Annotated in this window: 25 protein-coding genes and 1 pseudogene; 11 read left to right on the plus strand and 15 right to left on the minus strand. The window is 58.0% G+C overall.

The genetic code is table 11. From position 1 onward, the window contains the following. Positions 1-102: 102 nt before the first annotated feature. The 3 genes from RHM58_RS04735 to RHM58_RS04745 all read right to left on the minus strand — a co-directional run bounded on the left by RHM58_RS04735 (position 103) and on the right by RHM58_RS04745 (position 3,274). Positions 103-861, minus strand: a complete 759-nt coding sequence (locus RHM58_RS04735; protein WP_201198216.1) for an alpha/beta hydrolase family protein — start codon at positions 859-861, stop codon at positions 103-105. Continuing rightward, the gene (locus tag RHM58_RS04740) at positions 851-1,960 is read right to left on the minus strand and encodes a DUF3182 family protein (protein ID WP_201198217.1); all 1,110 of its coding nucleotides are present in this window, start codon (positions 1,958-1,960) and stop codon (positions 851-853) included. Before RHM58_RS04740 ends, RHM58_RS04735 begins: the two co-directional genes overlap by 11 nt. Before the next feature lie 318 nt (positions 1,961-2,278). Continuing rightward, positions 2,279-3,274 (minus strand): GlxA family transcriptional regulator, encoded by a 996-nt coding sequence (locus tag RHM58_RS04745; protein WP_322269776.1) that lies wholly within the window; start codon positions 3,272-3,274, stop codon positions 2,279-2,281. Positions 3,275-3,374: 100 nt separating this feature from the next. On the opposite strand from RHM58_RS04745, the gene RHM58_RS04750 reads away from it, so the two are divergent. The 10 genes from RHM58_RS04750 (at position 3,375) to RHM58_RS04795 (ending at position 12,710) form a co-directional block, all read left to right on the plus strand. Further along, positions 3,375-3,929 carry a cysteine hydrolase family protein gene (locus RHM58_RS04750; protein ID WP_322269777.1) on the plus strand — a complete coding sequence of 185 codons (555 nt, stop codon included), beginning with the start codon at positions 3,375-3,377 and terminating at the stop codon, positions 3,927-3,929. 274 nt (positions 3,930-4,203) lie between these two features. Then, positions 4,204-4,785, plus strand: a complete 582-nt coding sequence (locus tag RHM58_RS04755) for a YjfI family protein (RefSeq protein WP_201198220.1) — start codon at positions 4,204-4,206, stop codon at positions 4,783-4,785. Between the two features lie 24 nt (positions 4,786-4,809). After that, positions 4,810-5,508, plus strand: coding sequence for a PspA/IM30 family protein (locus RHM58_RS04760; protein WP_201255374.1), 699 nt, complete (start codon positions 4,810-4,812; stop codon positions 5,506-5,508). Between the two features lie 163 nt (positions 5,509-5,671). Further along, complete coding sequence (locus tag RHM58_RS04765; protein WP_201255373.1) at positions 5,672-6,235, plus strand: rhomboid family intramembrane serine protease; 564 nt, start codon at positions 5,672-5,674, stop codon at positions 6,233-6,235. 72 nt (positions 6,236-6,307) lie between these two features. Beyond that, complete coding sequence (locus RHM58_RS04770; protein WP_201255372.1) at positions 6,308-7,342, plus strand: ion channel; 1,035 nt, start codon at positions 6,308-6,310, stop codon at positions 7,340-7,342. After that, the gene (locus RHM58_RS04775; protein ID WP_322269778.1) at positions 7,329-8,003 is read left to right on the plus strand and encodes a DUF2491 family protein; all 675 of its coding nucleotides are present in this window, start codon (positions 7,329-7,331) and stop codon (positions 8,001-8,003) included. The genes RHM58_RS04770 and RHM58_RS04775 overlap by 14 nt, the downstream gene beginning before the upstream one ends. 14 nt (positions 8,004-8,017) lie before the next feature. Next, positions 8,018-8,446, plus strand: coding sequence for a DUF350 domain-containing protein (locus RHM58_RS04780; protein WP_201255370.1), 429 nt, complete (start codon positions 8,018-8,020; stop codon positions 8,444-8,446). A gap of 19 nt (positions 8,447-8,465) precedes the next feature. Continuing rightward, on the plus strand, positions 8,466-9,200 hold the full coding sequence (locus RHM58_RS04785; RefSeq protein ID WP_201255369.1) for a DUF1190 domain-containing protein: 735 nt from the start codon (positions 8,466-8,468) through the stop codon (positions 9,198-9,200). A gap of 12 nt (positions 9,201-9,212) precedes the next feature. Continuing rightward, positions 9,213-10,370, plus strand: coding sequence for a glutathionylspermidine synthase family protein (locus tag RHM58_RS04790; RefSeq protein ID WP_322269779.1), 1,158 nt, complete (start codon positions 9,213-9,215; stop codon positions 10,368-10,370). Between the two features lie 135 nt (positions 10,371-10,505). Further along, the gene (locus RHM58_RS04795) at positions 10,506-12,710 is read left to right on the plus strand and encodes an OsmC domain/YcaO domain-containing protein (RefSeq protein WP_322269780.1); all 2,205 of its coding nucleotides are present in this window, start codon (positions 10,506-10,508) and stop codon (positions 12,708-12,710) included. A 69-nt stretch (positions 12,711-12,779) separates the two neighbouring features. Here the strand turns inward: RHM58_RS04795 and RHM58_RS04800 are convergent, their stop codons facing one another. Next, entirely contained in the window at positions 12,780-13,307 is a 528-nt protein-coding gene (locus RHM58_RS04800; RefSeq protein ID WP_010467282.1) for a single-stranded DNA-binding protein, read from the minus strand. A 9-nt stretch (positions 13,308-13,316) separates the two neighbouring features. Next, positions 13,317-14,714, minus strand: a complete 1,398-nt coding sequence (locus RHM58_RS04805; protein ID WP_201190756.1) for an MFS transporter — start codon at positions 14,712-14,714, stop codon at positions 13,317-13,319. A 191-nt stretch (positions 14,715-14,905) separates the two neighbouring features. Here RHM58_RS04805 and uvrA point away from each other — a divergent pair. After that, a pseudogene (uvrA, locus tag RHM58_RS04810) lies at positions 14,906-17,741 on the plus strand (excinuclease ABC subunit UvrA). A gap of 140 nt (positions 17,742-17,881) precedes the next feature. On the opposite strand, the gene bfr reads toward uvrA, so the two are convergent. The 10 genes from bfr to rplO form a co-directional block, all read right to left on the minus strand. Continuing rightward, positions 17,882-18,346: a bacterioferritin gene (gene bfr, locus RHM58_RS04815; protein ID WP_123359019.1), complete on the minus strand. Its 465-nt coding sequence runs from the start codon at positions 18,344-18,346 to the stop codon at positions 17,882-17,884. A gap of 155 nt (positions 18,347-18,501) precedes the next feature. Next, positions 18,502-19,950 (minus strand): catalase, encoded by a 1,449-nt coding sequence (locus RHM58_RS04820; protein WP_322269783.1) that lies wholly within the window; start codon positions 19,948-19,950, stop codon positions 18,502-18,504. 241 nt (positions 19,951-20,191) lie between these two features. Beyond that, positions 20,192-20,578: a 50S ribosomal protein L17 gene (gene rplQ / locus RHM58_RS04825; RefSeq protein ID WP_201190750.1), complete on the minus strand. Its 387-nt coding sequence runs from the start codon at positions 20,576-20,578 to the stop codon at positions 20,192-20,194. Between the two features lie 42 nt (positions 20,579-20,620). After that, entirely contained in the window at positions 20,621-21,622 is a 1,002-nt protein-coding gene (locus RHM58_RS04830) for a DNA-directed RNA polymerase subunit alpha (RefSeq protein ID WP_003186012.1), read from the minus strand. A 22-nt stretch (positions 21,623-21,644) separates the two neighbouring features. Next, a complete protein-coding gene (rpsD, locus tag RHM58_RS04835) occupies positions 21,645-22,265 on the minus strand; it encodes a 30S ribosomal protein S4 (protein ID WP_003210056.1) in 621 nt (206 codons plus the stop codon). 18 nt (positions 22,266-22,283) lie between these two features. After that, a complete protein-coding gene (gene rpsK / locus RHM58_RS04840) occupies positions 22,284-22,673 on the minus strand; it encodes a 30S ribosomal protein S11 (RefSeq protein WP_002555466.1) in 390 nt (129 codons plus the stop codon). Between the two features lie 30 nt (positions 22,674-22,703). Next, entirely contained in the window at positions 22,704-23,060 is a 357-nt protein-coding gene (gene rpsM / locus RHM58_RS04845; protein WP_003186020.1) for a 30S ribosomal protein S13, read from the minus strand. A gap of 130 nt (positions 23,061-23,190) precedes the next feature. Continuing rightward, positions 23,191-23,307, minus strand: coding sequence for a 50S ribosomal protein L36 (gene rpmJ / locus RHM58_RS04850; RefSeq protein ID WP_002555468.1), 117 nt, complete (start codon positions 23,305-23,307; stop codon positions 23,191-23,193). Between the two features lie 27 nt (positions 23,308-23,334). Beyond that, positions 23,335-24,663: a preprotein translocase subunit SecY gene (secY, locus tag RHM58_RS04855; protein ID WP_003228718.1), complete on the minus strand. Its 1,329-nt coding sequence runs from the start codon at positions 24,661-24,663 to the stop codon at positions 23,335-23,337. Further along, positions 24,664-25,101, minus strand: a complete 438-nt coding sequence (rplO, locus tag RHM58_RS04860; RefSeq protein WP_007896782.1) for a 50S ribosomal protein L15 — start codon at positions 25,099-25,101, stop codon at positions 24,664-24,666. Position 25,102 lies beyond the last annotated feature (1 nt).

Raw genomic sequence — 25,102 nt, forward strand, 5'->3', positions numbered from 1 at the left:
TGAAGCGAATGCCGCCTTCGCGAGCAAGCCCGCTCCCACATTTGATCGCGGTCTAATGTGGGAGCGGGCTTGCTCGCGAATGATCGTGAGACCACCACACATTCAACTGGATTGAATAATGCTCAACCGCTCACCCACCACCATTTCCGTAATCCAGTCCACCAGGATCGAGGTGTAGGCCTGTTGCGAAATGGGGTCGCTGAGGGCGTGATCGGCGCCGTCGATGATGCGGTGAGTCAGCGAATGAGTCTGCTGGCACGCCGCCCGATAACTCATGATGGTCGCGTGAGGGATGTGGTCGTCGGTCTCCGATTCCACCAACAACACATCCCCGGTAAACGCCGCGCAGGCATGCAGCGCCCGATTGTTGTCGGCGTGCACCAGCGTGCTGCGGTAATCGAGCAAATCCACCTTATCCAGATCGCGCTTGGGCGTGTGCCATTGTTCGTCGCGATACAGCGCCGGCACCCGCAGCGCCAGCCAGCGCACCGGGCGCAACGAGGTGAGAATCGCCGCCAGATAACCACCGTAACTGGTGCCCACCACCGCAATCGCCGAGGTGTCGAGGGCCGGGTGTGCGAGCAAGCGGTCATAGGCTGCCAGCAGGTCACGTAGGTTGTCATCGCGGGTCACTTTCGACAACGAAATGCCAGTGCCACCGGTATGCCCGCGCAGGTCGAAGGTCAAACAGACACAACCCAAACCGGCGATGCCTTTAGCCCGCTCCAGGTCCCGCTCCTGACTGCCGCCCCAGCCGTGCACAAACAGCACGCCCGGGACTTTCGATTTGGGACTGAGCACGTGCCCGACCATTTGTTCGCCGTCAATGTCGATTCCAATGGTTTCGCTTCTAGCCGTCATAGGATTTAACCGTTACGTACTTGAGAAGAAAGTCGCCGTTTTCCGCCGGGCCGCGATACACCTCGATGGCGTCCGCCGGCAGCGGCTGGTCGATGTAGGTCTCCACCGAAGACACGCAAATCGCGGGCATCCCAGGGTCGTTGACGAAACTCTGCAACGCCGCGACTTCGGCGCTGCTGGCACCGCCCATGCGCCAGGATTGTTCGAGCACGCCGCTGCGCTGCTTGCCGTTACTGTCCAGGCCTTGGGCGATGTCGTAGTTGCGTCGCGAGGCGTAGAAACCGGGATAGGCCTCGTCGGCGGCACTGTCGAACACCTGGGCTTGCTGGATCGCCAACCGCACATCGTCGGGCAATTCCAGTTTCAGTAAGTCTGCGTAGTAGCCCTGCACCACCAGCAGGTTGGAACCACCATAGACCTGCTCGCCCTGACTGTCCTCGGTCAAGTATTGATCACCGCAGTAGCTCAACACTTTATCGCCGATGAACGCCTGGCCGACGCTGTGGGTGACGACCTTTTGCAGATCCTGCTCCAACACTACGCCTTCGGTGAAGAGCTGTTCGGCGTCGGGCCGGGCGAGGATGGCGTCGAACTGGTCGAGGCTCTTGATCACTTCCTGACCACGCCCGGCGCAGGCGTGAATCGGCTTGAGGCGGATCGGCCCGCTGTAGAGCAAGTGCTCCGCCGCCGGCCGGGCGTCCTCAAGGGAAAATACGCTGAGACCATCGAGCACGACACTGCGCACCCGCTCGGAAAACAGCGGCGACCAGCCTTGCGGCGCATGAGCCAACCTATTGAGCAAACCGTGGCTGATGGCTTTGGTGCAGATGAAGTCATGGTCGACGTAGCCGCCCCACAAATCTTCGGGTCCTTTGACGCCCAATTGCCGAGCGGCCGCCGCGCCCACCAGCGTCTGGGTTGGTAGCAGGTAAAGATCACGACCACTGTGGAGTTCGAGGTCGTAGCTGCCGCCGTACTTGAGCCCGAGGATCTGCGCCAGCCAACGGGCCAGCGCACGATTGGTTTCGACTTCGTGCAACGGGGCTTGCGGTCGCACGGAATGGGCAACGACCAGTTTTTTGCGATTTGTTGGGGTCATGCGTCCCCCTCAATCTGCGCTTGATGAATGTAACTGGAGGGGTGCAGAGATCAGGCCAACGGTGGCTGAGGGCAAACGGCTTTCAAATCAGTCGCTTGCTCAAACGGTGATGGCGTTGAGCCTGTTTGATTCTGCACGAAGGCCTTCAAGACTCCGGCATTTTGCACGACCGGAGCCTTACACAAATCCAATGTGGGAGCGGCGGTACGACGATTCGACTTGCTCGCGAAGGCGATGTGTCAGGCAACATTTATATTGACTGACACGACGCCTTCGCGAGCAAGCCCGCTCCCACAGTTTGATCTGCGCTGATGTTTGCTACCGGGCCACAGCGACAGGCGGTGTCACCCCAAACCGAGCCCGATAATCACTCGGCGCCAGCCCGGTGATTTTCTTGAACGTGGCGCGAAACGCGCTCGGGTCCTGATAGCCCACCGTCCAGGCGATGTGGTCGATGGTGCCGTTGGTGAATTCGAGCATTTCCCGGGCCTTGCCGACCCGCAGGTGCTGGCAATACTCGGTGGGCTTCAACCCGGTCGCCGCACGGAATCGACGCAGGAAGGTGCGCTCTTCCAGCCCGGCCCGCTCGGCCATCGCCGTCAGCGACACATCGGTCGCACCGGTGCTTTGCAGCCAATGCTGGACCTTGAGAATCGACGCATCGCCATGGCTGAGAATCGGCGCAAAGTTACTGCCGCATTGGCTGGCACTGTCGCTGTGCTCCACCACCAGAAACCGCGCGGTGCTGGCGGCGATGCTTGGCCCGAGCAAGCGGTCGACCATACGCAGACCCAACTCGGACCAGGCCATCAGCCCAGCGGTGGTGATCAGGTCACCGTCATCGACGATGGGCGTATCGGCCTTGAGCTTGATCGCCGGGTAGCGTTCGGCGAAGGTTTTAGCCGAGGTCCAATGGGTCGTGGCGCTGCGCCCGTCGAGCAGGCCACTTTCGGCCAGCAGGATCGAGCCCACGCAAACGCCGCCCAGCGTTGCCCCTTGCGCATGTTGCTGACGAATCCAGCGGATCAGCCCTTGGGGTGCCTGACTCTCGGAAAACCCGCCAATCGATGGCGGGATCATCACCGCCACCAACGTCTTGTCCGGGCCGGGATGGCTGTCATACACCCGCTCGGGCGCCTGATCGCCTTCGACCCGCCAATGACTGACTCGCAGCACCGGCAACTGCGCCGCCTGATGCTCGGCGGCGATCCGGTTGGCGACCCCGAACAGGTCCGTCAACCCATGCACCGCCGCCATCTGCGCGCCGGGATAGATCAGCACGCCCAGTTCGGCGACTGCCCTTTCTACGCCCATTGTCAGTTTTCCCCTTCTATTGTCGGTGCGGCCAATCCTCGGAGAGTCGGTGAGCGCCAATACTTCATTCCACGCCCACACACACTTCGAGGAAACACCCATGGCCAAGCAAGCGCTCATCGTAGTCGATATCCAGAACGACTACTTCCCCCACGGCAAGTGGCCTCTGGTCGGTGCCGACGCTGCGGCGGACAACGCCGCCCGGATCATTCAGGCCTTCCGCGATGCCGGTGATTCGGTGGTGCACATCCGCCACGAGTTCACCTCCGACGACGCGCCGTTCTTCACCCCGGGCTCCGAAGGCGCGAAGCTGCACCCCAAAGTCCTCAACCGCACCGACGAGCCGGTGGTGCTCAAGCACTTCGTCAATTCGTTCCGCGAAACCGATCTGGAAGCCATCCTTGATGAGCAAGGCATCGAGAACCTGGTGATCGTCGGCAGCATGAGCCACATGTGCGTCGATGGCGTTACTCGTGCAGCCGCCGACCTTGGCTACACCGTGACGGTGATTCACGACGCCTGCGCCACCCGCGACCTGGAGTTCAATGGCTTTACGGTTCCAGCGGCTCATGTTCACGCCGCTTTTATGTCGTCTCTGGGTTTCGCCTATGCCAGCGTGGTCTCCGCTGACGAATTCATCGCCGCCAGCCACTAACGCGCCCCTCTGAAACAACTCGAAAAACAAAAGGCCCGCAGCGTTCTCGCGCTGCGGGCCTTTGCGTTTTGGTTCATCAAAAAAACTCACGCGTGAGCTATTGAGAGGTGCAAAAAATCACTGTAGTGTTTCTCACGCGTGAGATTTTCACAACGGAGTCACCAGTATGAAAAGCCGCTCTCCATCAGGTCCGCCTGCCGAGTCTGTTACCGATACAGCGAGCCGCAAGGGAGAGCGCTCGAAACCGTCCGCGAAAAAACCGTCGAGCTTTTATATGAAGCAGATGCGTGCGGGCCTGGGTGCTGCCGGTTATGTGAAACACGAGACTTGGGTGCTTCCCGAAAACCGAAGCCTGCTCAAGCAGATGGAGAAACAGCTACGCCAACCGATTCTGGCTGGCTCATTCATGTCGGAGAATTACATGAGCGCAGGTACTAACTGGAACATCGACCGCCTCTTCAGCGCCTTCCAGGCCCTTGATGAAGTGGTTTCGAACGACATCACTCTGTCCCTCGTCCAGGGCTCCGAGTCGAGCATCAAGCTGGAAATGAACGACTTCGGTGGCTTGCCAATTTACATCGCAGTCGTGGGCGAGCAGATCATCGTCGACACCGTGCTGGTGGACGTCGAGACGATCAAGGACGTACCGGCCTTCAACGATGCCGTCCTGCGCAGCCGTGAGTTGTTCCCGTTGTCCTCGATCGGTATCGAGTCGATGCCCAACGGGCAGGTCGTCTACAACATGTTCGGCGCGCTCAGCTCCGATTCGAGCCTGACCAACGTCGTGACCGAGGTCAAAACCCTCGTCGACAATGTGCAGCGCGCCAGCGAAGCCTTTGAACGTTTCTTCCATTAATTTTTCAGGAACAGGGAATATCCAATGACACAGTCCATCTGGAGCAAATTGTTCACCGCGCTGCGTGGCGGTGCCACCGAAGTCGGCGAATCCATCGTCGACCAACAGGCCCTGCGCATCCTCGACCAGGAAATTCGCGATGCTGACAGCGCCCTGGCCAACGCCAAGCGCGAGCTGGTCACCATCATGGCCAAGCACAAACTGTCGGCTGACCGCGTGGCCGAGTACAACGCCAAGATCAAGGACCTGGAAACCAAGGCCATGGCCGCGATCCAGGCCAACCGTGAAGACCTGGCGATGGAAGTGGCTGAAGCCATTTCGACCCTGACCAATGAACTCGATGTCGAGCAAAAGCAGGCCACCGAATTTGGCGGTTACGCAGACAACATGCGCAAAGACATCACCAAGGCCGAAAGCCGCATCAAAAGCCTGCGCCAGCAAGTGGACATGGCCAAGGCCCGCGAAAGCGTACAGAAAGCCCAGGTCAGCGCTTCGATCGCCAGTGGCGGCGCCAACGGCAAGCTCGAAACCGCCGTCGGTACACTGAACCGCCTGCAGGCCAAGCAGCAGCAACGCGCTGCTGAACTCGAAGCCCAGGACGAACTGGCCGACGCTTCGACCGGCACTGACCTGGAGCGCAAACTGCGCGAAGCCGGCATTACCCCGGATTCGGGCAGCGCCAACGCGATCCTCGATCGCCTGAAGAAGAAATCGGCTGAGTAACACGGCCCTGCGCTGATGCCTGGCGCATAACCTGTGGGAGCGGGCTTGCTCGCGAAGACGGAATGCCAGTCGACACCAATGTTGCCTGACACACCGCTTTCGCGAGCAAGCCCGCTCCCACATGGATTGCGGTGTTTAGTTTTCTTTCGAGTCGAGGTCAAGGATGGATGCCGTGAAGGGTTTCAAGACAATTGCCGGCGTGGCGATCTTCATGGTCGCATTGCAAGTGCTCAACGCCGTGACCGGCTACAGCCTTGTTGCATTTGGCCTGGTCCCGAGAACACTGCACGGGCTGGTCGGCATCATCACTTCACCCTTTATCCACGCCTCTTTCGCGCACTTGAGCGCCAACCTGATTCCCTTTTTGATCCTCGGCACCCTGGTCATCGTCGAAGGCTTCAACCGATTCTTGGCCGTCAGCGCGATCATCATCGGGCTGGGCGGTTTGCTGGTCTGGCTATTCGGGTTTTCCGGATCACACATCGGCGCCAGCGGTTGGGTATTCGGGCTGTGGGCGTACATTCTGTCCCGCGCCTGGTTCCAGCACAGCTGGGGTAACTTGATCACGGCCGGTGTGGTTGCCTTGTTGTATGGCGGCCTGGTCTTTGGCTTCCTGCCGCGTCAGGGGATTTCCTTCGAAGGCCATATCGCCGGGGCATTTGCAGGGTTTATTGCAGCCAAAGTACTTCTCTCGGCGCCCGGCAACAGGTTTAATGCCGCCCGGTAAAGGCAATAGAACGTTCAGGGTTCGGGCCTGCGCATTGCCAGGAACGAGTCATCCCACGGAGTCAGGGACGTAATGTCGATTTTTCTTTTATTACGCGTGTATGCCGCGTCCTTCTTCCACCGATTCGGCTGGGCAGGACTGGCGATTGCCTTGGGCGTACACCTGAGCACGGCCTGGCTTGGCCTGGTGCTTCTGGGCGAACAACACCTCACCACCCCCGCCACGTTTACCTACTTCTACCTCACCACCACGCTCACTGTCGGCTATGGCGATCTTGCGCCACAGACGTCGGCGGGACGCATTTTCGTGGCTACCTGGGTCATGCTCGGGGGCATTGCGCTGCTGACGGCAGCCATCGGCAAAACCACCAGCAGCGTTATCGATGTATGGAGAAAAGGCATGAAGGGCAAAGGCGATTTCACCGGCAAGGTTGGCCATACGGTTCTTATTGGCTGGGCGGGTTCGTCCAGCGAACGGGTCATTGAGCTGTTGCTTCAGGATGAAACCTCCAACGACAACCTGATCGTCATTTGCGATTGCGACCTTGAAGAAAACCCCATGCCGGGCAAAGCCGCGTACATCAAAGGTGAAAGCCTGTCCTCTGCGGCACTGTTATTACGCGCCGGCGTTCCCGGCGCCGAGCGCGTTCTGGTGCGCACCCATTCCGACGACCTGACCCTGGCCACGGTGCTGGCGGTCAATCAGTTGAAACCTGTCGGTCATGTGGTCGCCCACTTCAATGAAAGCGAAATCGCCGCGCTGGCCAGCTCTTACGCGCCCAGCCTGGAATGCACCTCAAGCATGGCCATCGAGATGCTGGTGCGCGCGTCGCAGGACCCAGGCTCATCCGTGGTCATCAACGAGTTACTGTGCGTGGGCCAAGGCGCCACCCAGTACCTGATGAAACTGCCGCAAAACTATGTGGCGACCTTCGGCGATCTGTACGCGCAAATGAAAGAACGCCACAACGCAACCCTCATCGGCTATCGCGCCAAGGGTGCGCAACAACCTTCGATCAACCCGCCCAGTGCCACGCGCATTGAGGGCGGCGAACTCTTCTACATCGCCTCCACTCGCCTCAAGGAAATCTCCAATGGGATGGTTTAAACAGTTAATGGGGCTTGAGGCCCCGGCCCCGACGAACTCGCAGTGGACCGCCAATGACAGTCCGCAGATTCTCGGCCCTCTAGGTCTGGCACAGGGTAAAGGTGTGATGTTCGACACCACCCTGAGATTACTGCTCGACGAAAAAACCACCGTGACCATTCCGGTAGCCTCCCAGCAGATCTGGAGCGTCGGCACTGTCGATCTCGGGCAGTCGACCTGGCTGTCGCGCTACTACATGAACGACGAAGACTACTGGCTGCAAGTGCACACCACCGGCGACGTCGCCGGGCAGGTCGAGTCGGTGATTCTGTTCAATTACCTCAGCTACGTGACCATCAACAGCGAAGCCGAGTTGAGCCGACTGGCCGGCCCTCAAAGCCTGATCGGGCTGCCGACCTACACCCATAACGGCATCGAATACACCCGCGAGTGGGGCACCGAGAACGGCCAGACGGAATTGGTCCCGCTCAGCGAGCGCGTCGTCAACCCGGACGAGTCCTACACCATTGAGCACCGCTCGATGCTGTATGCCCGCGAAACCGGCCTGACCGATCGGCGCGAGTTGTTGCTGTTTTCCGTGGAGGAAGACGCAGAAGGCACCATCAGCCTGAGCACCTCGCTGGGTATTTCGCTGTACACAACCGATCTGAACATTCTTTAAAAAGGAAGATTCCCATGCTTGAAGCGCTCTCCATCTCCCTGAACAAGGCCGCCGTGGTCGGGTTTGTTTTGTACATCCTCGGTGCCGCCGTGCTGTTCGCGCTGTTCCAATTCGTCTACACCCGCATCACACCGCACAAAGAATTCGAACTGATCCGTTCGGGCAACGTTGCGGCTGCAATTGCCCTGGGTGGCGCGATCATCGGCTTCGCTATTCCGGCCAGCAATGTGATTGCCTACTCGATCAGCATCCTCGACTTCGTGGTCTGGGCGGTGATCGCAGCCTTCGTCCAGTTGCTGGCATTCCTGATGACCAGCCTGGTGCTCAAAGGCACTTCCGAACGCATCCGCAAAGGTGAAGTCGCTGCCGGCATCTATGTCGCAGCGGTAGCCATCAGCGTCGGCATGCTGAACGCCGCGTGCATGACTCCTTCCCAGAACTGATCGCGCCACGGAGATTGTGATGAAACGAAGCAAGTACGTTCAGCTCTCGCTGGCCGCGTCGGTCGCCATGGCGATCTCAGGCTGCGGGCCGACGGAAAAAACCTACGAGATACACAAGAAGTACAACTTCCAGTCTGTTCAGCAGTGCGCGGATGAAAAGCTCCCGGTCGACATCTGTTCCGACGCCTACATGAAGGCCATGGCCCAGCATCGAAGCATTGCGCCGGTGTACGACAACCAGGCCGATTGCGACGCCGACTTTGTCGCCGACTGGTGCCAGCAGGATTCCGCCGGCAAGTTCATCCCCAAGCTCGGCGGTTTCGAGCTGAGCGCCGATGGCGAGGTGACACAGGCCGAAGTAGACGCGGCCAAGGCCAGACTCCCCGCGTCGGAAGCCAGCGCCGCAAACTCGGGCTCGGGCTTCTCCGGCAGCAGCCTGCTGACCGGGCTGCTGATCGGCAACATGCTCAGCAACAACCGCAACAGCTACTACTCCGAGCCGGTCTACCGCTATCGCGATGATCGCGGTAGCTACTCAAACTCAACGCTCAGTCAGCGCGTCTCGTCAGGCTCGACCTTCAACCGGTCGAATCAGGCGCGGTACGGCAGCAGTAGCAGTTACACCGACAGCATCACCCGCAGCAAGCCGGTGTCCGTTGCATCGTCCACCTCCCGCGGCGGCTTCGGCAGCCAGGCCAGCGCACGCAGTGGCTGGGGTGGATCGGGCAAGAGTTCTGGCGGTTCGAGCAGCTAAGGGAACATAGCCATGAAGAAAATCCTCTGCGCAGAGCGTCATGACTGGAAGCAGACCGCCGAAAGTCTCGGCTTTATGTTCCATACCATCGACGACGAACCCTATTGGGACGAGAGCGCGTACTACCAGTTCACGCTCAAACAGATCGAGAACGATCTCGAAGACCCGACCACCGAGCTTCATGACATGTGCATGGACCTGGTGGCCCGCGTGGTGCAGAGCGAGGAACTGTTGGAGCGCCTGAGCATTCCCGCGCCGTTCTTCGACCTGGTGCGCACTTCATGGCTCGAAGGCCACCCGCACTTGTATGGACGGATGGACTTCTCCTACAACGGCACCGGGCCGGCCAAGTTGCTGGAACTCAACTACGACACGCCGACCAGCCTGTATGAGGCGTCGGCGTTTCAGTGGGGCTGGCTGGAGCAGTGCATCGAACGCGGTCTGCTGCCCAAGCATGCCGACCAGTTCAACAGCATCGACACCAAGCTGCATCAGGCCTTTGCTCAACTGCAGCTCACGCAACCGTTCTACTTCGCCTCGATGAAAGACTCGCTTGAAGACAAAGGCACCACCGACTACCTGCGCCTGATCGCGGAAAAGGTCGGCATCGAATCACGCCACATCGATCTCGAAGACATTGGCCTCACCAGTGATGGCCGTTTCGTCGACCTCGAAGATCGCTGGATTCCACACCTGTTCAAACTGCACGCCTGGGAGTTCATCTTCCACGAACCCTTCGGCGCGGCGATTGCCCAGAGCGATACGCAGTTTTTCGAGCCAGCCTGGAAATCGATCATCTCCAACAAAGGCATCCTGCCGCTGCTGTGGGAATTCAACAAAGGTCACCCGAACCTGCTCGCGGCGCACCTTGATACCGATCCAAGCAAAGCGGTGCCCAAAGGTTGGGTGCGCAAGCCGTACTTCTCCCGGGAAGGCGCCAACATCGAGTTGCAAACTGCCGACGGTCTGATCGTGAAAGAGGACGGCCCCTACACCGACGCGCCGTTTATCCTTCAGGAATTCGCCCCGTTGCCGAAGTTTGGCGACAGCTTTACGTTGGTCGGCTCGTGGGTGATTGGCGACCAGGCGGCCGGCATTGGCGTGCGGGAAGACAACAGTTTGATCACCAAGGATTCAAGCCGGTTTTTGCCGCATTTGATCCTTGATTGATCAATCCTTCGCCTACAAAACGGCCCGGTGCCATGTATCGGGCTTTAGGGTGAAACTAGACAACGACAAGACTTACGACTGAAAAGCCGGATAATGGCAGCCAATTCGTCTAGCCCGTTATTCTGGTAATCCCCCATGGAAATCAAGGTCAACTTTCTCGACAACCTTCGGCTTGAAGCAAAGTTCGATGACTTCACAGTCGTGGCCGATCAGCCTATCCGCTACAAGGGCGATGGCTCGGCACCTGGTCCGTTCGATTACTTTCTCGCTTCATCGGCTTTGTGTGCGGCTTATTTCGTGAAGTTGTACTGCGACACTCGCAGTATTCCTACCGAAAACATCCGCCTGTCGCAGAACAACATTGTTGATCCGGAAAACCGCTACAACCAGATTTTCAAGATTCAGGTCGAGCTGCCTGCGGACATCTCCGACAAGGACCGCCAGGGCATCCTGCGTTCCATCGACCGCTGCACCGTGAAAAAAGTGGTGCAAGCCGGGCCTGAGTTTGTGATCGAAGAAGTGGAAAACCTCGACGCCGACGCCCAGGCGTTGTTGATGCCTGCTTCCAATTCAGCGGCGGGCACCTATATCGCGGGCAAAGATCTGCCGCTGGAGCAGACCATTGCCAATATGTCAGCCATTCTGGCTGACCTGGGCATGAAGATTGAAATCGCTTCGTGGCGCAATATCGTTCCCAATGTATGGTCGCTGCACATCCGCGACGCGCACTCGCCGATGTGTTTCACCAATGGCAAGGGCGCGACCAAAGAAGGCGCGTTGGCGTCGGCGCTGGGCGAGTTTATCGAGCGTCTGAACTGCAACTTCTTCTACAACGACCAGTTCTGGGGCGAAGACATCGCCAATGCGGCGTTTGTGCACTATCCGGACGAACGTTGGTTCAAGCCTGGCCGTAAAGATGCACTGCCCGCCGAAATTCTCGACGAGTACTGCCTGAAGATTTACAACCGCGACGGCGAGCTGCGTGGCTCCCACCTGATCGATACCAACTCGGGCAATGAGGAACGCGGCATCTGCTCGCTGCCGTACGTGCGCCAGTCGGACGGCGCGGTGGTGTATTTCCCGTCCAACCTGATCGAGAACCTGTTCCTGAGCAACGGCATGAGTGCCGGTAACACGCTGGCCGAAGCCCAAGTGCAGTGCCTGTCGGAGATCTTCGAGCGCGCGGTAAAACGCGAAATCATCGAAGGCGAATTTGCACTGCCGGATGTGCCGGCCGATGTGCTGGCGAAGTATCCCGGGATACTGGCCGGTATTCAGGCGCTGGAAGAGCAAGGGTTCCCGGTGTTGGTGAAAGATGCGTCCTTGGGCGGTGAATTCCCGGTGATGTGCGTCACGCTGATGAACCCGCGTACCGGCGGTGTGTTCGCCTCGTTCGGCGCGCACCCGAGCCTGGAAGTGGCGCTGGAACGCAGCCTGACCGAATTGTTGCAGGGCCGCAGTTTCGAAGGCCTCAACGACCTGCCTCAGCCGACTTTTGAAGGTCATGCGGTGACCGAGCCAAATAACTTCGTCGAGCACTTTATCGACTCCAGCGGCGTGGTGTCGTGGCGCTTCTTCAGTGCCAAATCGGATTACGAATTCGTGGAGTGGGACTTCTCCGGCCAGGGTGAAAACTCGAATGCCGAGGAAGCCGCAACCTTGTTCGGCATTCTCAAAGGTATGGGCAAGGAAGTGTACATGGCCGTCTACGAGCATATCGGCGCCAAGGCGTGCCGCATCCTCGTGCCGGACTATTCGGAAATCTATCCCGCTGATGACCTGATCTGGGATAACACCAACAAAGCGCTGTTCTTCCGCGCCGATATCCTGAACCTGCATCGCCTGGAGGAAAGCGAACTGCAAGCGCTGGTTGAACGTCTGGTGGAAAGTGAGCTGGACGACTACACCGACATCACCAGCTTGATCGGCATCGAATTTGACGACAATACGGCTTGGGGTCAGCTGACAATCCTGGAGTTGAAGCTGCTGATTTATCTCGCGTTGCAGCAATTTGAAGAGGCGAAAGAGGCGGTAGAAATGTTCCTGCAGTACAACGACAACACGGTTGAGCGTGGTTTGTTCTACCAGGCGGTCAATGTGGTGCTGGAGATGAAGCTGGACGAAGACCTGGAACTGGAAGACTACGAGGCCAATTTCCGCCGGATGTTTGGCACCGAGCGCACGGATGCAGCGATCGGATCGGTGGACGGCAGCGTACGCTTCTATGGCTTGACGCCGACCAGCATGAAACTGGAGGGGCTCGACCGGCACCTGCGGTTGATCGATAGCTACAAGAAACTGCACTCGGCACGGGCCAATGTGACCACGTTGCCCCGTTAACAGCGCCAACAAAAAAGCGAAGCCAGATGGCTTCGCTTTTTTTGTTTACGGTTCTGAAAAAGCTGCGGATCAGAACGGGATATCGTCATCAAAGCTGTCGAAATCCGGAGCCGGTTGCGGCGCTGCCTGCTGTGGAGGCGGAGCCTGACGCGACTGTTGCGGTGCCGACTGCTGAGGACGTGGCGCCTGCTGACGTGGGGCCGGGGCGGACTGCTGGTAGTTATTGCCCCCGCCTTGCTGATCGCCCTGCTGTGGACGGCCGCCCAGCAGTTGCATGGTGCCTTGCATGTCGACCACGATTTCAGTGGTGTAACGCTTGATACCGTCTTTTTCCCACTCGCGGGTTTGCAGTTTGCCTTCGATGTAGACCTGCGAACCTTTACGCAGGTATTCACCGGCGATTTCGGCAACCTTGCCGAACATCGATACACGGTGCCATTCGGTCTTCTCGACCTTCTGACCGGTTTGCTTGTCGGTCCATTGTTCGCTGGTCGCCAGACTCAGGTTGGTCACGGCGTTACCGTTAGGCAAGTAGCGAACTTCGGGATCCTGGCCGCAAGTACCGACCAATATGACTTTGTTAACCCCACGGGCCATAACGTTCTCCTAGGCTACGCACGCTTCCCCGGCCGGGTTGTTCACCAGGCGCTCAAGGGTGGTGCGATCCAATAGTTCTGTGTCCAATTTGATGTAAATCGCCGCTTCGTCTGCAACGATCACTGCATCTGTTACCCCTACGACGGCCTTCAGGCGCTCAACCAGACCCGCTTCGCGGATCGCCTCGGGCGACAGCGGCAAGCGCAGACTCGTCACGTAGGGAGGTTCGCGCATGGTAACAGCAAAGGCCAACCAGAGGGCAGCCAGGCCAGCGCATCCGAGGAAGACAACCGACAAACCGCCATGCTGGAACATCCAGCCGCCGAGGATCCCGCCCAGCGCCGAACCGAGGAACTGGCTGGTGGAATAAACCCCCATCGCAGTGCCCTTCCCGCCCGCTGGTGAAACCTTGCTGATCAGCGATGGCAAGGAAGCTTCCAGCAGATTGAACGCGGTGAAGAACACCACCGTACCAATCACCAGAGCTCGCAAGGTGTCGCCGAACTGCCAGAAGAATAGCTCAGTGAGCATCAGCGTCGTCACGGCGCCCAATAAAACTCGTTTCATTTTGCGTTTCTTCTCGCCGTAGATAATGAACGGGATCATGGCGAAGAAGGAGATCAGCAGCGCGGTCAGGTACACCCACCAGTGCTGCTCTTTGGGCAGCCCGGCTTTTTCGACCAGAGCCAGGGGCAATGCAACGAAGCTCGACATCAACATCGCATGTAACACAAAAATGCCGAGGTCCAGGCGCAGCAGGTCCGGGTGCTTGAGTGTCGGGATCAGCGCCTGGCGCGCAACGCCGGACTCACGGTGCTGCAACGGGCCGGTGGCGCGCGGCACCATGAACATCACGATCACGATGCCGAACAGCGCCATGCCGCCGGTGGCGAGGAACAAGCCAGACAGACCGAACGCACGGGTCAGCAACGGTCCTACAACCATGGCGACCGCGAACGACAGACCAATTGTCATGCCGATCATGGCCATGGCTTTGGTCCGATGCTGTTCCCGGGTCAGGTCTGACAGCAGCGCCATGACCGCCGCGGAAATCGCCCCGGCGCCTTGCAGCACTCGACCGGCGATGACGCCCCAGATCGAATCGGCATTGGCCGCCAGCACGCTACCCAGGGCGAAAACGATCAGCCCCAGATAAATGACCGGACGCCGGCCGATACGATCGGAAATGAAACCGAACGGAATCTGAAAAATCGCCTGGGTCAGGCCATAAGCGCCAATCGCCAGCCCTATAAGGGCCGGGGTCGCTCCAGCCAGGTCCATCCCATAGGTCGCCAGAACCGGCAACACCATGAACATGCCAAGCATACGGAAGGCGAACACCAGGGCCAGACCGCTTGCTGCGCGGGTCTCACTGCCACTCATGCGTTCGCTGTGGGGATCGTGCATGGAAAAACCTCATGTGAACCGGCGGCGATTCTACCAGTCCCATCGATTGACGGGGTATATCGCGACGCTATGACGCGCATAGATGACGCACTCTTCATGTAAGCCTGTGCAACCCGCATTTGATAGTGTGCATCCATCCAGTATTTGGCCGTATACTCCTACGTTTTCGACGCCCGCCGAGCGAGGCCACTTTGGACAAGATCCTGATTCGTGGGGCCCGAACCCACAACCTGAAGAACATCGACCTGACCCTGCCACGGGACAAACTGATCGTCATCACCGGCCTGTCCGGATCCGGCAAGTCGTCCCTGGCTTTCGACACGCTGTACGCCGAAGGCCAGCGCCGCTACGTCGAGTCCCTGTCGGCCTATGCCCGGCAGTTCCTGTCGATGATGGAAAAGCCTGACGTCGACACCATTGAAGGCCTGTCGCCGGCGATCTCCATCGAACAGAAGTCGACCTCGCATAACCCGCGCTCGACGGTCGGCACCATCACCGAAATCTACGACTACCTGCGCCTGCTGTACGCCCGCGTTGGTATCCCGCGCTGCCCGGATCACGACATTCCACTGGAAGCGCAGACTGTCAGCCAGATGGTCGACCTGGTCCTCGCGCAACCGGAAGGCAGCAAACTGATGCTGCTGGCACCGGTGATTCGCGAGCGTAAAGGCGAGCATCTATCGGTTTTCGAAGAACTGCGCGCCCAAGGTTTCGTTCGGGCCCGGGTCAACGGCCGGCTCTGTGAGCTGGACGAACTGCCGAAGCTGGATAAACAGAAGAAGCATTCGATTGATGTAGTGGTCGACCGCTTCAAGGTCCGCGCCGATCTGCAACAGCGTCTGGCGGAGTCCTTCGAGACCGCGCTGAAGCTGGCGGACGGTATCGCGCTGGTTGCACCGATGGACGACGAGCCGGGCGAAGAGATGATCTTCTCCGCACGCTTCGCCTGCCCGATCTGCGGCCATGCCATCAGCGAGCTGGAACCCAAGCTCTTCTCCTTCAACAACCCGGCCGGCGCCTGCCCGACTTGCGATGGCCTGGGCGTTAAGCAGTTCTTCGACATCAAGCGACTGGTCAATGGCGAACTGACCCTGGCCGAAGGCGCGATACGTGGCTGGGACCGGCGCAACGTCTATTACTTCCAGATGCTCGGGTCGTTGGCGTCCCACTACAAGTTCAGCCTGGAAGTGCCGTTCAACGACCTGCCGGCCGATCAACAGAAATTCATCCTGCACGGCAGCGGTTCGCAGAACGTCGACTTTAAATACCTGAACGACCGTGGCGACATCGTCAAACGCTCGCACCCGTTCGAAGGCATCGTGCCGAACCTGGAACGTCGCTACCGCGAAACCGAGTCCGCCTCGGTACGCGAAGAGCTGGCCAAATTCCTCAGCACCCAGCCTTGCCCGGATTGCCGTGGCACCCGACTGCGTCGCGAGGCGCGGCACGTTTGGGTCGGCGAGAAGACCTTGCCGGCAGTGACCAATCTGCCCATCGGCGATGCCTGTGAGTATTTCGGCGTGCTGAAGCTGACTGGCCGACGTGGCGAAATTGCCGACAAGATTCTCAAGGAAATCCGCGAGCGTCTGCAGTTCCTGGTTAACGTCGGTCTCGACTATCTGTCGCTGGATCGCAGTGCCGACACGTTGTCCGGCGGTGAAGCCCAGCGTATTCGCTTGGCCAGCCAGATTGGTGCGGGCCTGGTGGGGGTTCTGTACATCCTTGACGAACCGTCGATTGGCCTGCACCAGCGGGACAACGATCGCTTGCTCGGTACCCTCAAGCACCTGCGAGACATCGGTAACACGGTGATTGTGGTTGAGCACGACGAAGATGCGATTCGTCTGGCCGACTACGTGGTGGACATCGGCCCTGGTGCCGGCGTGCATGGCGGGCACATTGTCGCCGAAGGGACTCCAGCTGAAGTCATGGCTCACCCGGACTCGCTGACCGGCAAGTATTTGTCAGGCCGCGTGAAAATCGCAGTGCCGGCAAAACGTACACCGCGTAACAAAAAGATGACCTTGTCGCTCAAGGGCGCTCGCGGCAACAACCTGCGCAATGTCGATCTGGAAATCCCGTTGGGTCTGTTGACCTGCGTGACCGGTGTATCCGGCTCAGGCAAATCGACGCTGATCAACAACACGCTGTTTCCGCTGAGCGCCACGGCACTCAACGGCGCCACGACGCTTGAAGCTGCCGCTCACGACAGCATCAAGGGCCTGGAACATCTGGATAAAGTTGTAGATATCGACCAGAGCCCGATTGGTCGTACTCCCCGCTCCAACCCGGCGACCTACACCGGATTGTTCACGCCTATTCGCGAACTGTTTGCCGGCGTGCCTGAGTCCCGCTCCCGTGGTTACGGCCCGGGGCGTTTCTCCTTCAACGTGAAGGGCGGGCGTTGCGAGGCTTGCCAGGGCGATGGCCTGATCAAGGTGGAAATGCACTTCCTGCCGGACATCTATGTCCCGTGCGACGTCTGCAAGAGCAAGCGCTACAACCGCGAAACGCTGGAGATCAAGTACAAGGGCAAGAACATCCACGAAACCCTCGAGATGACGATCGAGGAAGCCCGGGTGTTCTTCGATGCGGTTCCGGCGCTGGCGCGCAAGCTGCAGACGCTGATGGACGTCGGTCTGTCGTACATCAAGCTTGGGCAATCGGCGACCACGCTGTCCGGTGGTGAAGCCCAGCGGGTGAAACTGTCCCGCGAGCTGTCCAAACGCGATACCGGCAAGACCCTGTATATCCTCGACGAGCCGACCACCGGGCCTGCACTTCGCGGATATCCAGCAACTGCTCGACGTACTGCATCGCCTGCGCGACCACGGCAACACCGTGGTGGTGATCGAGCACAACCTGGACGTGATCAAGACTGCGGACTGGTTGGTTGACCTGGGGCCGGAAGGCGGCTCCAAAGGCGGGCAGATCATTGCCGTCGGTACGCCGGAAGAAGTCTCGGAGATGAAGCAGTCTCACACCGGCTTCTACCTCAAGCCGCTGCTGGCTCGCGACAAGGCCTGATTCAGGCCCATGAAAAAGCCCCTGTCACTTTATCGGTGACAGGGGCTTTTTTGTTTCTTGCCTCTGTAGGAGCAAAGCTTGCTCGCGATGGCGATCTAAAAGACGCCAACGCCGGCAAGCCATGCTCCTGCAAAGCAGGATCAGAACTGCGATTGCAGATAATTCTCCAGACCGATCAATTTGATCAGACCCAGCTGCTTCTCCAGCCAGTAGGTGTGATCTTCTTCGGTATCGGCCAGTTGAATACGCAGGATCTCGCGGCTGACGTAGTCCTTGTGCAGCTCGCAGAGCTCGATGCCCTTGCAGAGTGCGGCACGGACTTTGTATTCCAGTCGCAGGTCGGCAGCGAGCATATCAGGCACTGTGGTGCCGACATCCAGGTCGTCCGGACGCATGCGTGGCGTGCCTTCGAGCATCAGGATGCGACGCATCAGGGCGTCAGCGTGCTGCGCCTCTTCTTCCATCTCGTGGTTGATACGTTCGTAGAGCTCGGTGAAACCCCAGTCCTCGTACATCCGCGAATGGATGAAATATTGATCACGCGCCGCCAGTTCGCCGGTCAGCAACGTGTTGAGGTAATCGATTACGTCTGGGTGGCCTTGCATCGCCCTACATCTCCCTGCTTGAAAGTCCGTAGTTTGAACCAAGGCGACTGATTGGTCACTCCGCTTACGCGATAAAAGAGAAGATATTCTGAGAAAAGTGGTTTAAATAACGCAAAAGCCGCCCAAATGAGGGCGGTTCTGCTTATCGTTTAGACTTAGTTAAGCTGTACGCCCAACGCCTTTGCGATTGCTTCTCCATATGCCGAGTCAGCCCTGAAGAAGTGCTGCAGTTGACGGTCAACCACATCGCTGGAAACCCCAGCCATGGCGCCGACAATGTTGTTGACCAGCAGGGTTTTCTGCTCATCACTCATCAGGCGGAACAGCGCGCCGGCGTGGCTGTAGTAATCGGTGTCTTCGCGGTGATCGTAACGATCAGCCGCACCGCTCAAGGCCAGCGCAGGCTCGGCGTAGCGCGGGGCTTGTTTCGGCGACTCTACGTAGCTGTTCGGCTCGTAATTGGGCGTTGCACCACCGTTGCTGCCGAACGCCATGGAACCATCACGCTGATAGCTGTTGACCTGATTACGCGGAGCATTCACCGGCAGCTGCTGGTGGTTGGTGCCAACACGGTAGCGGTGAGCATCAGCGTAAGCGAACACACGACCTTGCAGCATGCGATCCGGCGACAGCCCCACACCCGGGACCATGTTGCTTGGGCCAAATGCAGCCTGCTCCACTTCAGCAAAGTAATTCTGCGGATTGCGGTTGAGCTCCAGTTCACCCACTTCGATCAGCGGGAACTCTTTCTGCGACCAGGTCTTGGTCACGTCGAACGGGTTCTCGTAGTGTGCCGAGGCCTGGGCCTCGGTCATGATCTGAATGCACACGCGCCATTTGGGGAAATCACCGCGTTCGATCGCACCGAACAGATCCCGCTGAGCATAATCCGGATCGGTACCGGCCAAGCGTGCCGCGTCTGCCGGCGCCAGGTTCTTGATCCCCTGCTGGGTCTTGTAGTGCCATTTCACCCAATGACGCTCACCCTTGGCGCTGATCAGACTGTAGGTGTGGCTGCCGAAGCCGTGCATGTGACGGTAGCCGTCAGGGATGCCGCGATCCGAGAACAAGATGGTGACTTGGTGCAGCGCCTCAGGAGAGTGCGACCAGAAGTCCCACATCATTTGTGCGCTTTTCAGATTGCTTTGCGGCAGGCGTTTCTGGGTGTGGATAAAGTCCGGGAATTTCAGTGGATCGCGAATGAAGAACACTGGCGTGTTGTTACCAACGATGTCCCAGTTGCCTTCTTCGGTATAAAACTTCAGCGCAAAACCACGTGGATCGCGTTCGGTATCAGCCGAACCACGCTCGCCACCAACGGTCGAAAACCGCAGGAACGTCAGCGTTTGCTTGCCAACGGACTCGAACAGCTTGGCGCTGGTGTACTCGGTGATGTCACGGGTAACAGTGAACGTACCGTAAGCACCCGAGCCTTTGGCGTGGACGCGACGCTCAGGGATGTTTTCACGGTTGAAGTGGGCAAGCTTCTCGATCATATGAAAATCGTCGAGCAGCAGCGGGCCGCGAGGGCCGGCGGAACGGGAATTCTGGTTGTCGGCGACAGGAGCGCCACTGGCGGTCGTAAGCGTTTTGTTTTGGCTCATGCGATCTTCTTCCTCTGTCAGTTTTGGAACTGCCGGCTAATCGGCTTGGGACGGAGTATTGACCATTGATCAGGAAGGCTACAAATTCATTAACTTGTAGAGATCAATAGAAAAATACTACCAACGAAACCCGTTCGCATCATGACGGCATGAGCCGCAGGGAAGCTTGTATAAACAGCGCTTTTCTTACAGGCACAAAAAACCGGGCACTAGGCCCGGTTCTTCGTTTCAGACTGACGTCTTACTCAGCGGATACAGCTTCACCGCCAACTGGACGATCAACCAACTCAACGTACGCCATAGGCGCGTTGTCACCAGTGCGGAAGCCGCACTTGAGGATGCGCAGGTAGCCACCCTCACGGGTAGCGTAACGCTTGCCCAGGTCGTTGAAGAGCTTACCAACGATAGCTTTCGAACGAGTACGGTCGAAAACCAGACGGCGGTTAGCCAGGCTGTCTGTCTTGGCCAAAGTGATCAGCGGCTCAGCAACGCGACGCAGTTCTTTAGCTTTCGGCAGTGTAGTTTTGATCAGCTCGTGCTCGAACAGCGACACTGCCATGTTTTGAAACATGGCCTTGCGGTGCGAGCTAGTGCGGCTCAGGTGACGACCACTTTTACGATGACGCATGGTTCATTCCTTACCAAACACAACGTTCGGTGATTACGACGATCAGGCAGTCGCCTTGTCGTCCTTCTTAAGACTTGCAGGCGGCCAGTTGTCGAGGCGCATGCCGAGGGACAGACCGCGGGAGGCCAGAACGTCCTTGATTTCAGTCAAGGATTTCTTGCCAAGGTTCGGAGTCTTCAACAGCTCTACTTCGGTACGCTGAATCAGGTCACCGATGTAGTAGATGTTTTCCGCCTTAAGGCAGTTAGCCGAACGTACAGTCAGTTCCAGATCGTCAACCGGGCGAAGCAGGATCGGATCGATCTCGTCTTCCTGCTCGACAACCACTGGCTCACTATCACCTTTGAGGTCCACGAACGCAGCCAACTGCTGTTGCAGGATGGTTGCAGCGCGACGGATAGCCTCTTCAGGATCCAGAGTACCGTTGGTTTCCAGATCAATAACCAGCTTGTCCAGGTTAGTACGCTGTTCGACACGGGCGTTTTCCACCACGTATGCGATACGGCGAACCGGGCTGAACGAAGAGTCAAGCTGCAAGCGACCGATGCTGCGGCTTTCGTCTTCATCGCTCTGACGCGAGTCTGCCGGTTCATAACCACGACCACGAGCTACGGTGAGCTTCATGTTCAGGGCGCCGTTAGACGCCAGGTTAGCGATTACGTGATCGGGGTTAACGATCTCGACATCATGATCCAGCTGAATATCGGCAGCGGTAACCACCCCCGAACCCTTCTTCGACAAGGTCAGCGTAACTTCGTCACGGCCGTGCAGCTTGATAGCCAGACCTTTAAGGTTCAACAGGATTTCAATTACGTCTTCCTGTACACCTTCGATGGCGCTGTACTCGTGGAGCACACCGTCAATCTCGGCCTCGACTACTGCACAGCCGGGCATTGAGGACAACAAGATGCGTCGCAGCGCGTTGCCCAGGGTGTGGCCGAAACCACGCTCGAGAGGCTCGAGAGTGATCTTGGCGCGGGTTGGACTGACAACCTGCACATCAATATGGCGGGGTGTCAGGAACTCATTTACCGAAATCTGCATGGATGCACCTATTTTCTAGCCCTTACTTGGAGTAGAGCTCGACAATCAGGCTTTCGTTGATGTCGGCGGACAGATCACTGCGAGCAGGAACGTTCTTGAAAACGCCCGACTTCTTCTCAGTGTCTACTTCTACCCATTCTACGCGGCCACGTTGGGCACACAGATCGAGAGCTTGGACAATGCGAAGTTGGTTCTTTGCTTTCTCGCGAATCGCGACCACGTCACCAGCACGAACCTGGTACGACGGCACGTTTACGGTTTGACCGTTAACGCTTACGGATTTGTGCGATACCAGCTGACGGGATTCGGCACGAGTAGAGCCAAAACCCATACGGTATACAACGTTGTCCAGACGGCATTCGAGCAGCTGCAACAGGTTTTCGCCAGTTGCGCCTTTCTTGCCAGCAGCTTCTTTGTAGTAGCCGCTGAATTGACGCTCGAGAACGCCGTAGATACGACGGACCTTCTGCTTTTCACGCAGTTGGGTGCCGTAATCGGACTGGCGACCGCGGCGTTGGCCGTGGATACCAGGTGCTGCTTCGATGTTGCACTTCGATTCGATCGCGCGCACGCCGCTCTTCAGAAAGAGATCGGTGCCTTCACGACGAGCCAGTTTGCATTTTGGACCAATGTAACGAGCCATTCTTTACAATCTCCTGGATTACACGCGGCGCTTCTTCGGCGGACGGCACCCGTTGTGCGGGATTGGCGTCACGTCGGTGATGCTGGCGATCTTGTAGCCACAGCCGTTCAAAGCGCGGACTGCGGATTCACGACCTGGGCCTGGACCTTTGACGTTTACGTCGAGGTTTTTCAGACCGTATTCCAGCGCAGCTTGACCAGCACGTTCAGCAGCTACTTGAGCAGCAAACGGCGTGGACTTGCGAGAACCGCGGAAACCCGAACCACCGGAGGTAGCCCAAGAAAGCGCGTTACCTTGACGGTCGGTGATGGTCACGATTGTGTTGTTAAAAGACGCATGGATGTGGGCGATGCCATCAACCACTGTCTTTTTGACTTTTTTACGAGGACGAGCAGCAGGTTTAGCCATGATTAATTTCCTGTCGATTCGCTGGGGCGATTACTTGCGGATCGGCTTACGCGGACCTTTACGGGTACGCGCGTTAGTCTTGGTACGCTGACCGCGCACTGGAAGACCACGACGATGACGCAGACCGCGATAGCAACCGAGGTCCATCAAACGCTTGATTTTCATGTTGATTTCGCGACGCAGGTCACCTTCAGTGGTGAACTTCGCCACTTCGCCACGCAGCTGTTCAATCTGCTCGTCGCTCAGATCTTTGATCTTTGCGGCTGGGTTTACCCCAGTCACTGCACAGATCTTCTGTGCAGTAGTGCGACCAACACCATAGATGTAGGTCAGCGAGATAACAGTATGCTTGTTATCTGGAATGTTAACGCCTGCAATACGGGCCATTCAGTGGGACTCCAATTGACAGCTACCTACGCCCCGGAAGCCAAGAAATAGGGCGCGAGATAATATCGCTGTAATAACAAATAATCAACCCGGCAGCGCACTAGCTGCCGGGCTTGAAGCACAATCACACTCAGCCTTGGCGCTGTTTGTGACGCGGTTCCGCGCTGCAAATTACTCGAACAACACCTTCGCGGCGAATAATTTTGCAGTTACGGCACAGCTTTTTCACCGATGCACGAACTTTCATCACCAACTCCTCGAACCTTATGGGTACTCAGCGCAACATGCCGCTGCCGTAACCCTTCAGGTTGGCTTTCTTCATCAGGGATTCGTACTGGTGCGAAACGAGGTGCGATTGTACTTGGGACATGAAGTCCATCACAACCACGACGACGATCAGCAACGAGGTCCCGCCAAGGTAGAACGGTACGTTTGCTGCAACCACCAGGAACTGGGGCAGCAAGCACACGGCCGTCATGTAAAGAGCACCGAACATGGTCAAACGAGTCAGAACGCCATCAATATAGCGCGCAGACTGCTCGCCTGGACGGATACCCGGAATAAAGGCACCGGACTTCTTCAGGTTTTCCGCTACGTCTTTCGGATTGAACATCAACGCCGTATAGAAGAAGCAGAAGAAAATAATCCCTGCACTAAACAGCAGAATATTCAACGGCTGACCAGGAGCGATCGACTGCGAGATGTCCTGCAACCAGCCCATACCTTCAGACTGACCGAACCAGGCACCCAACGAAGCCGGGAACAGCAAAATGCTGCTCGCGAAAATAGCCGGAATAACACCGGCCATGTTCACCTTCAGCGGCAAGTGGCTAGTCTGCGCAGCGAAGACCTTGCGGCCCTGCTGACGCTTGGCGTAGTGAACAGCAATACGACGCTGACCACGCTCAATGAACACCACGAAACCGATAATCGCTACTGCCAGCAAACCGATGGCAACCAGGGCGAAGATGTTGATATCACCCTGACGTGCAGACTCGAAAGACTGCCCGATCGCTCTCGGAAGACCGGCGACGATACCCGAAAAAATCAACATCGAGATACCGTTGCCAACACCACGCTCAGTAATCTGCTCACCCAGCCACATCATGAACATCGCACCAGCCACAAAAGTGGATACCGCGACGAAATGGAAGCCAAAGTCACCAGTGAACGCAACGCCCTGCCCCGCCAGACCAATGGACATGCCAATAGCCTGAACCAGAGCGAGGACGACAGTGCCGTAGCGGGTGTACTGGCTGATCTTGCGACGGCCAGCTTCACCTTCCTTCTTCAACTGCTCCAGCTGCGGGCTGACGGCGGTCATCAGTTGCATGATGATCGATGCCGAAATGTACGGCATGATCCCCAGTGCAAAGATGCTCATCCGTTCCAGCGCGCCGCCGGAAAACATGTTGAACAAGCTAAGAATGGTCCCCTCATTCTGTCGAAACAGGTCCGCGAGTCGGTCCGGGTTAATACCTGGAACCGGGATGTGTGCGCCTATTCGGTAGACGATAATCGCCAGGAACAGAAAACGCAGACGAGCCCAGAGTTCAGACATACCGCCTTTGCCGAGCGCAGAGAGAGCACCTTGCTTAGCCATTTATTCCTCGAACTTGCCGCCAGCTGCTTCGATAGCCGCACGCGCACCTTTGGTGGCGCCGATTCCCTTTCCGATGGTGACAGCGCGAGTAACTTCGCCGGACAGCATGATTTTCACACGCTGTACGTTGACGTTAATAACGTTGGCATCTTTCAGGGACTGCACGGTGACGATGTCGCCTTCCACTTTGGCCAGCTCGGACAGACGCACTTCTGCGCGATCCATGGCTTTCAAGGAAACGAAACCGAATTTCGGCAGGCGACGATGCAGCGGCTGTTGACCGCCTTCAAAGCCTGGAGCAATGGTGCCACCGGAGCGGGAGGACTGACCTTTGTGGCCACGGCCACCGGTCTTGCCCAAACCACTACCGATACCACGGCCCGGACGATGCTTTTCGCGACGGGAACCCGGCGCTGGACTCAGATCATTGAGTTTCATC

Origin of the sequence: Pseudomonas sp. 10S4, from assembly GCF_034344865.1 — a bacterium.
In the GTDB taxonomy this organism is placed as follows: Bacteria; Pseudomonadota; Gammaproteobacteria; order Pseudomonadales; family Pseudomonadaceae; genus Aquipseudomonas.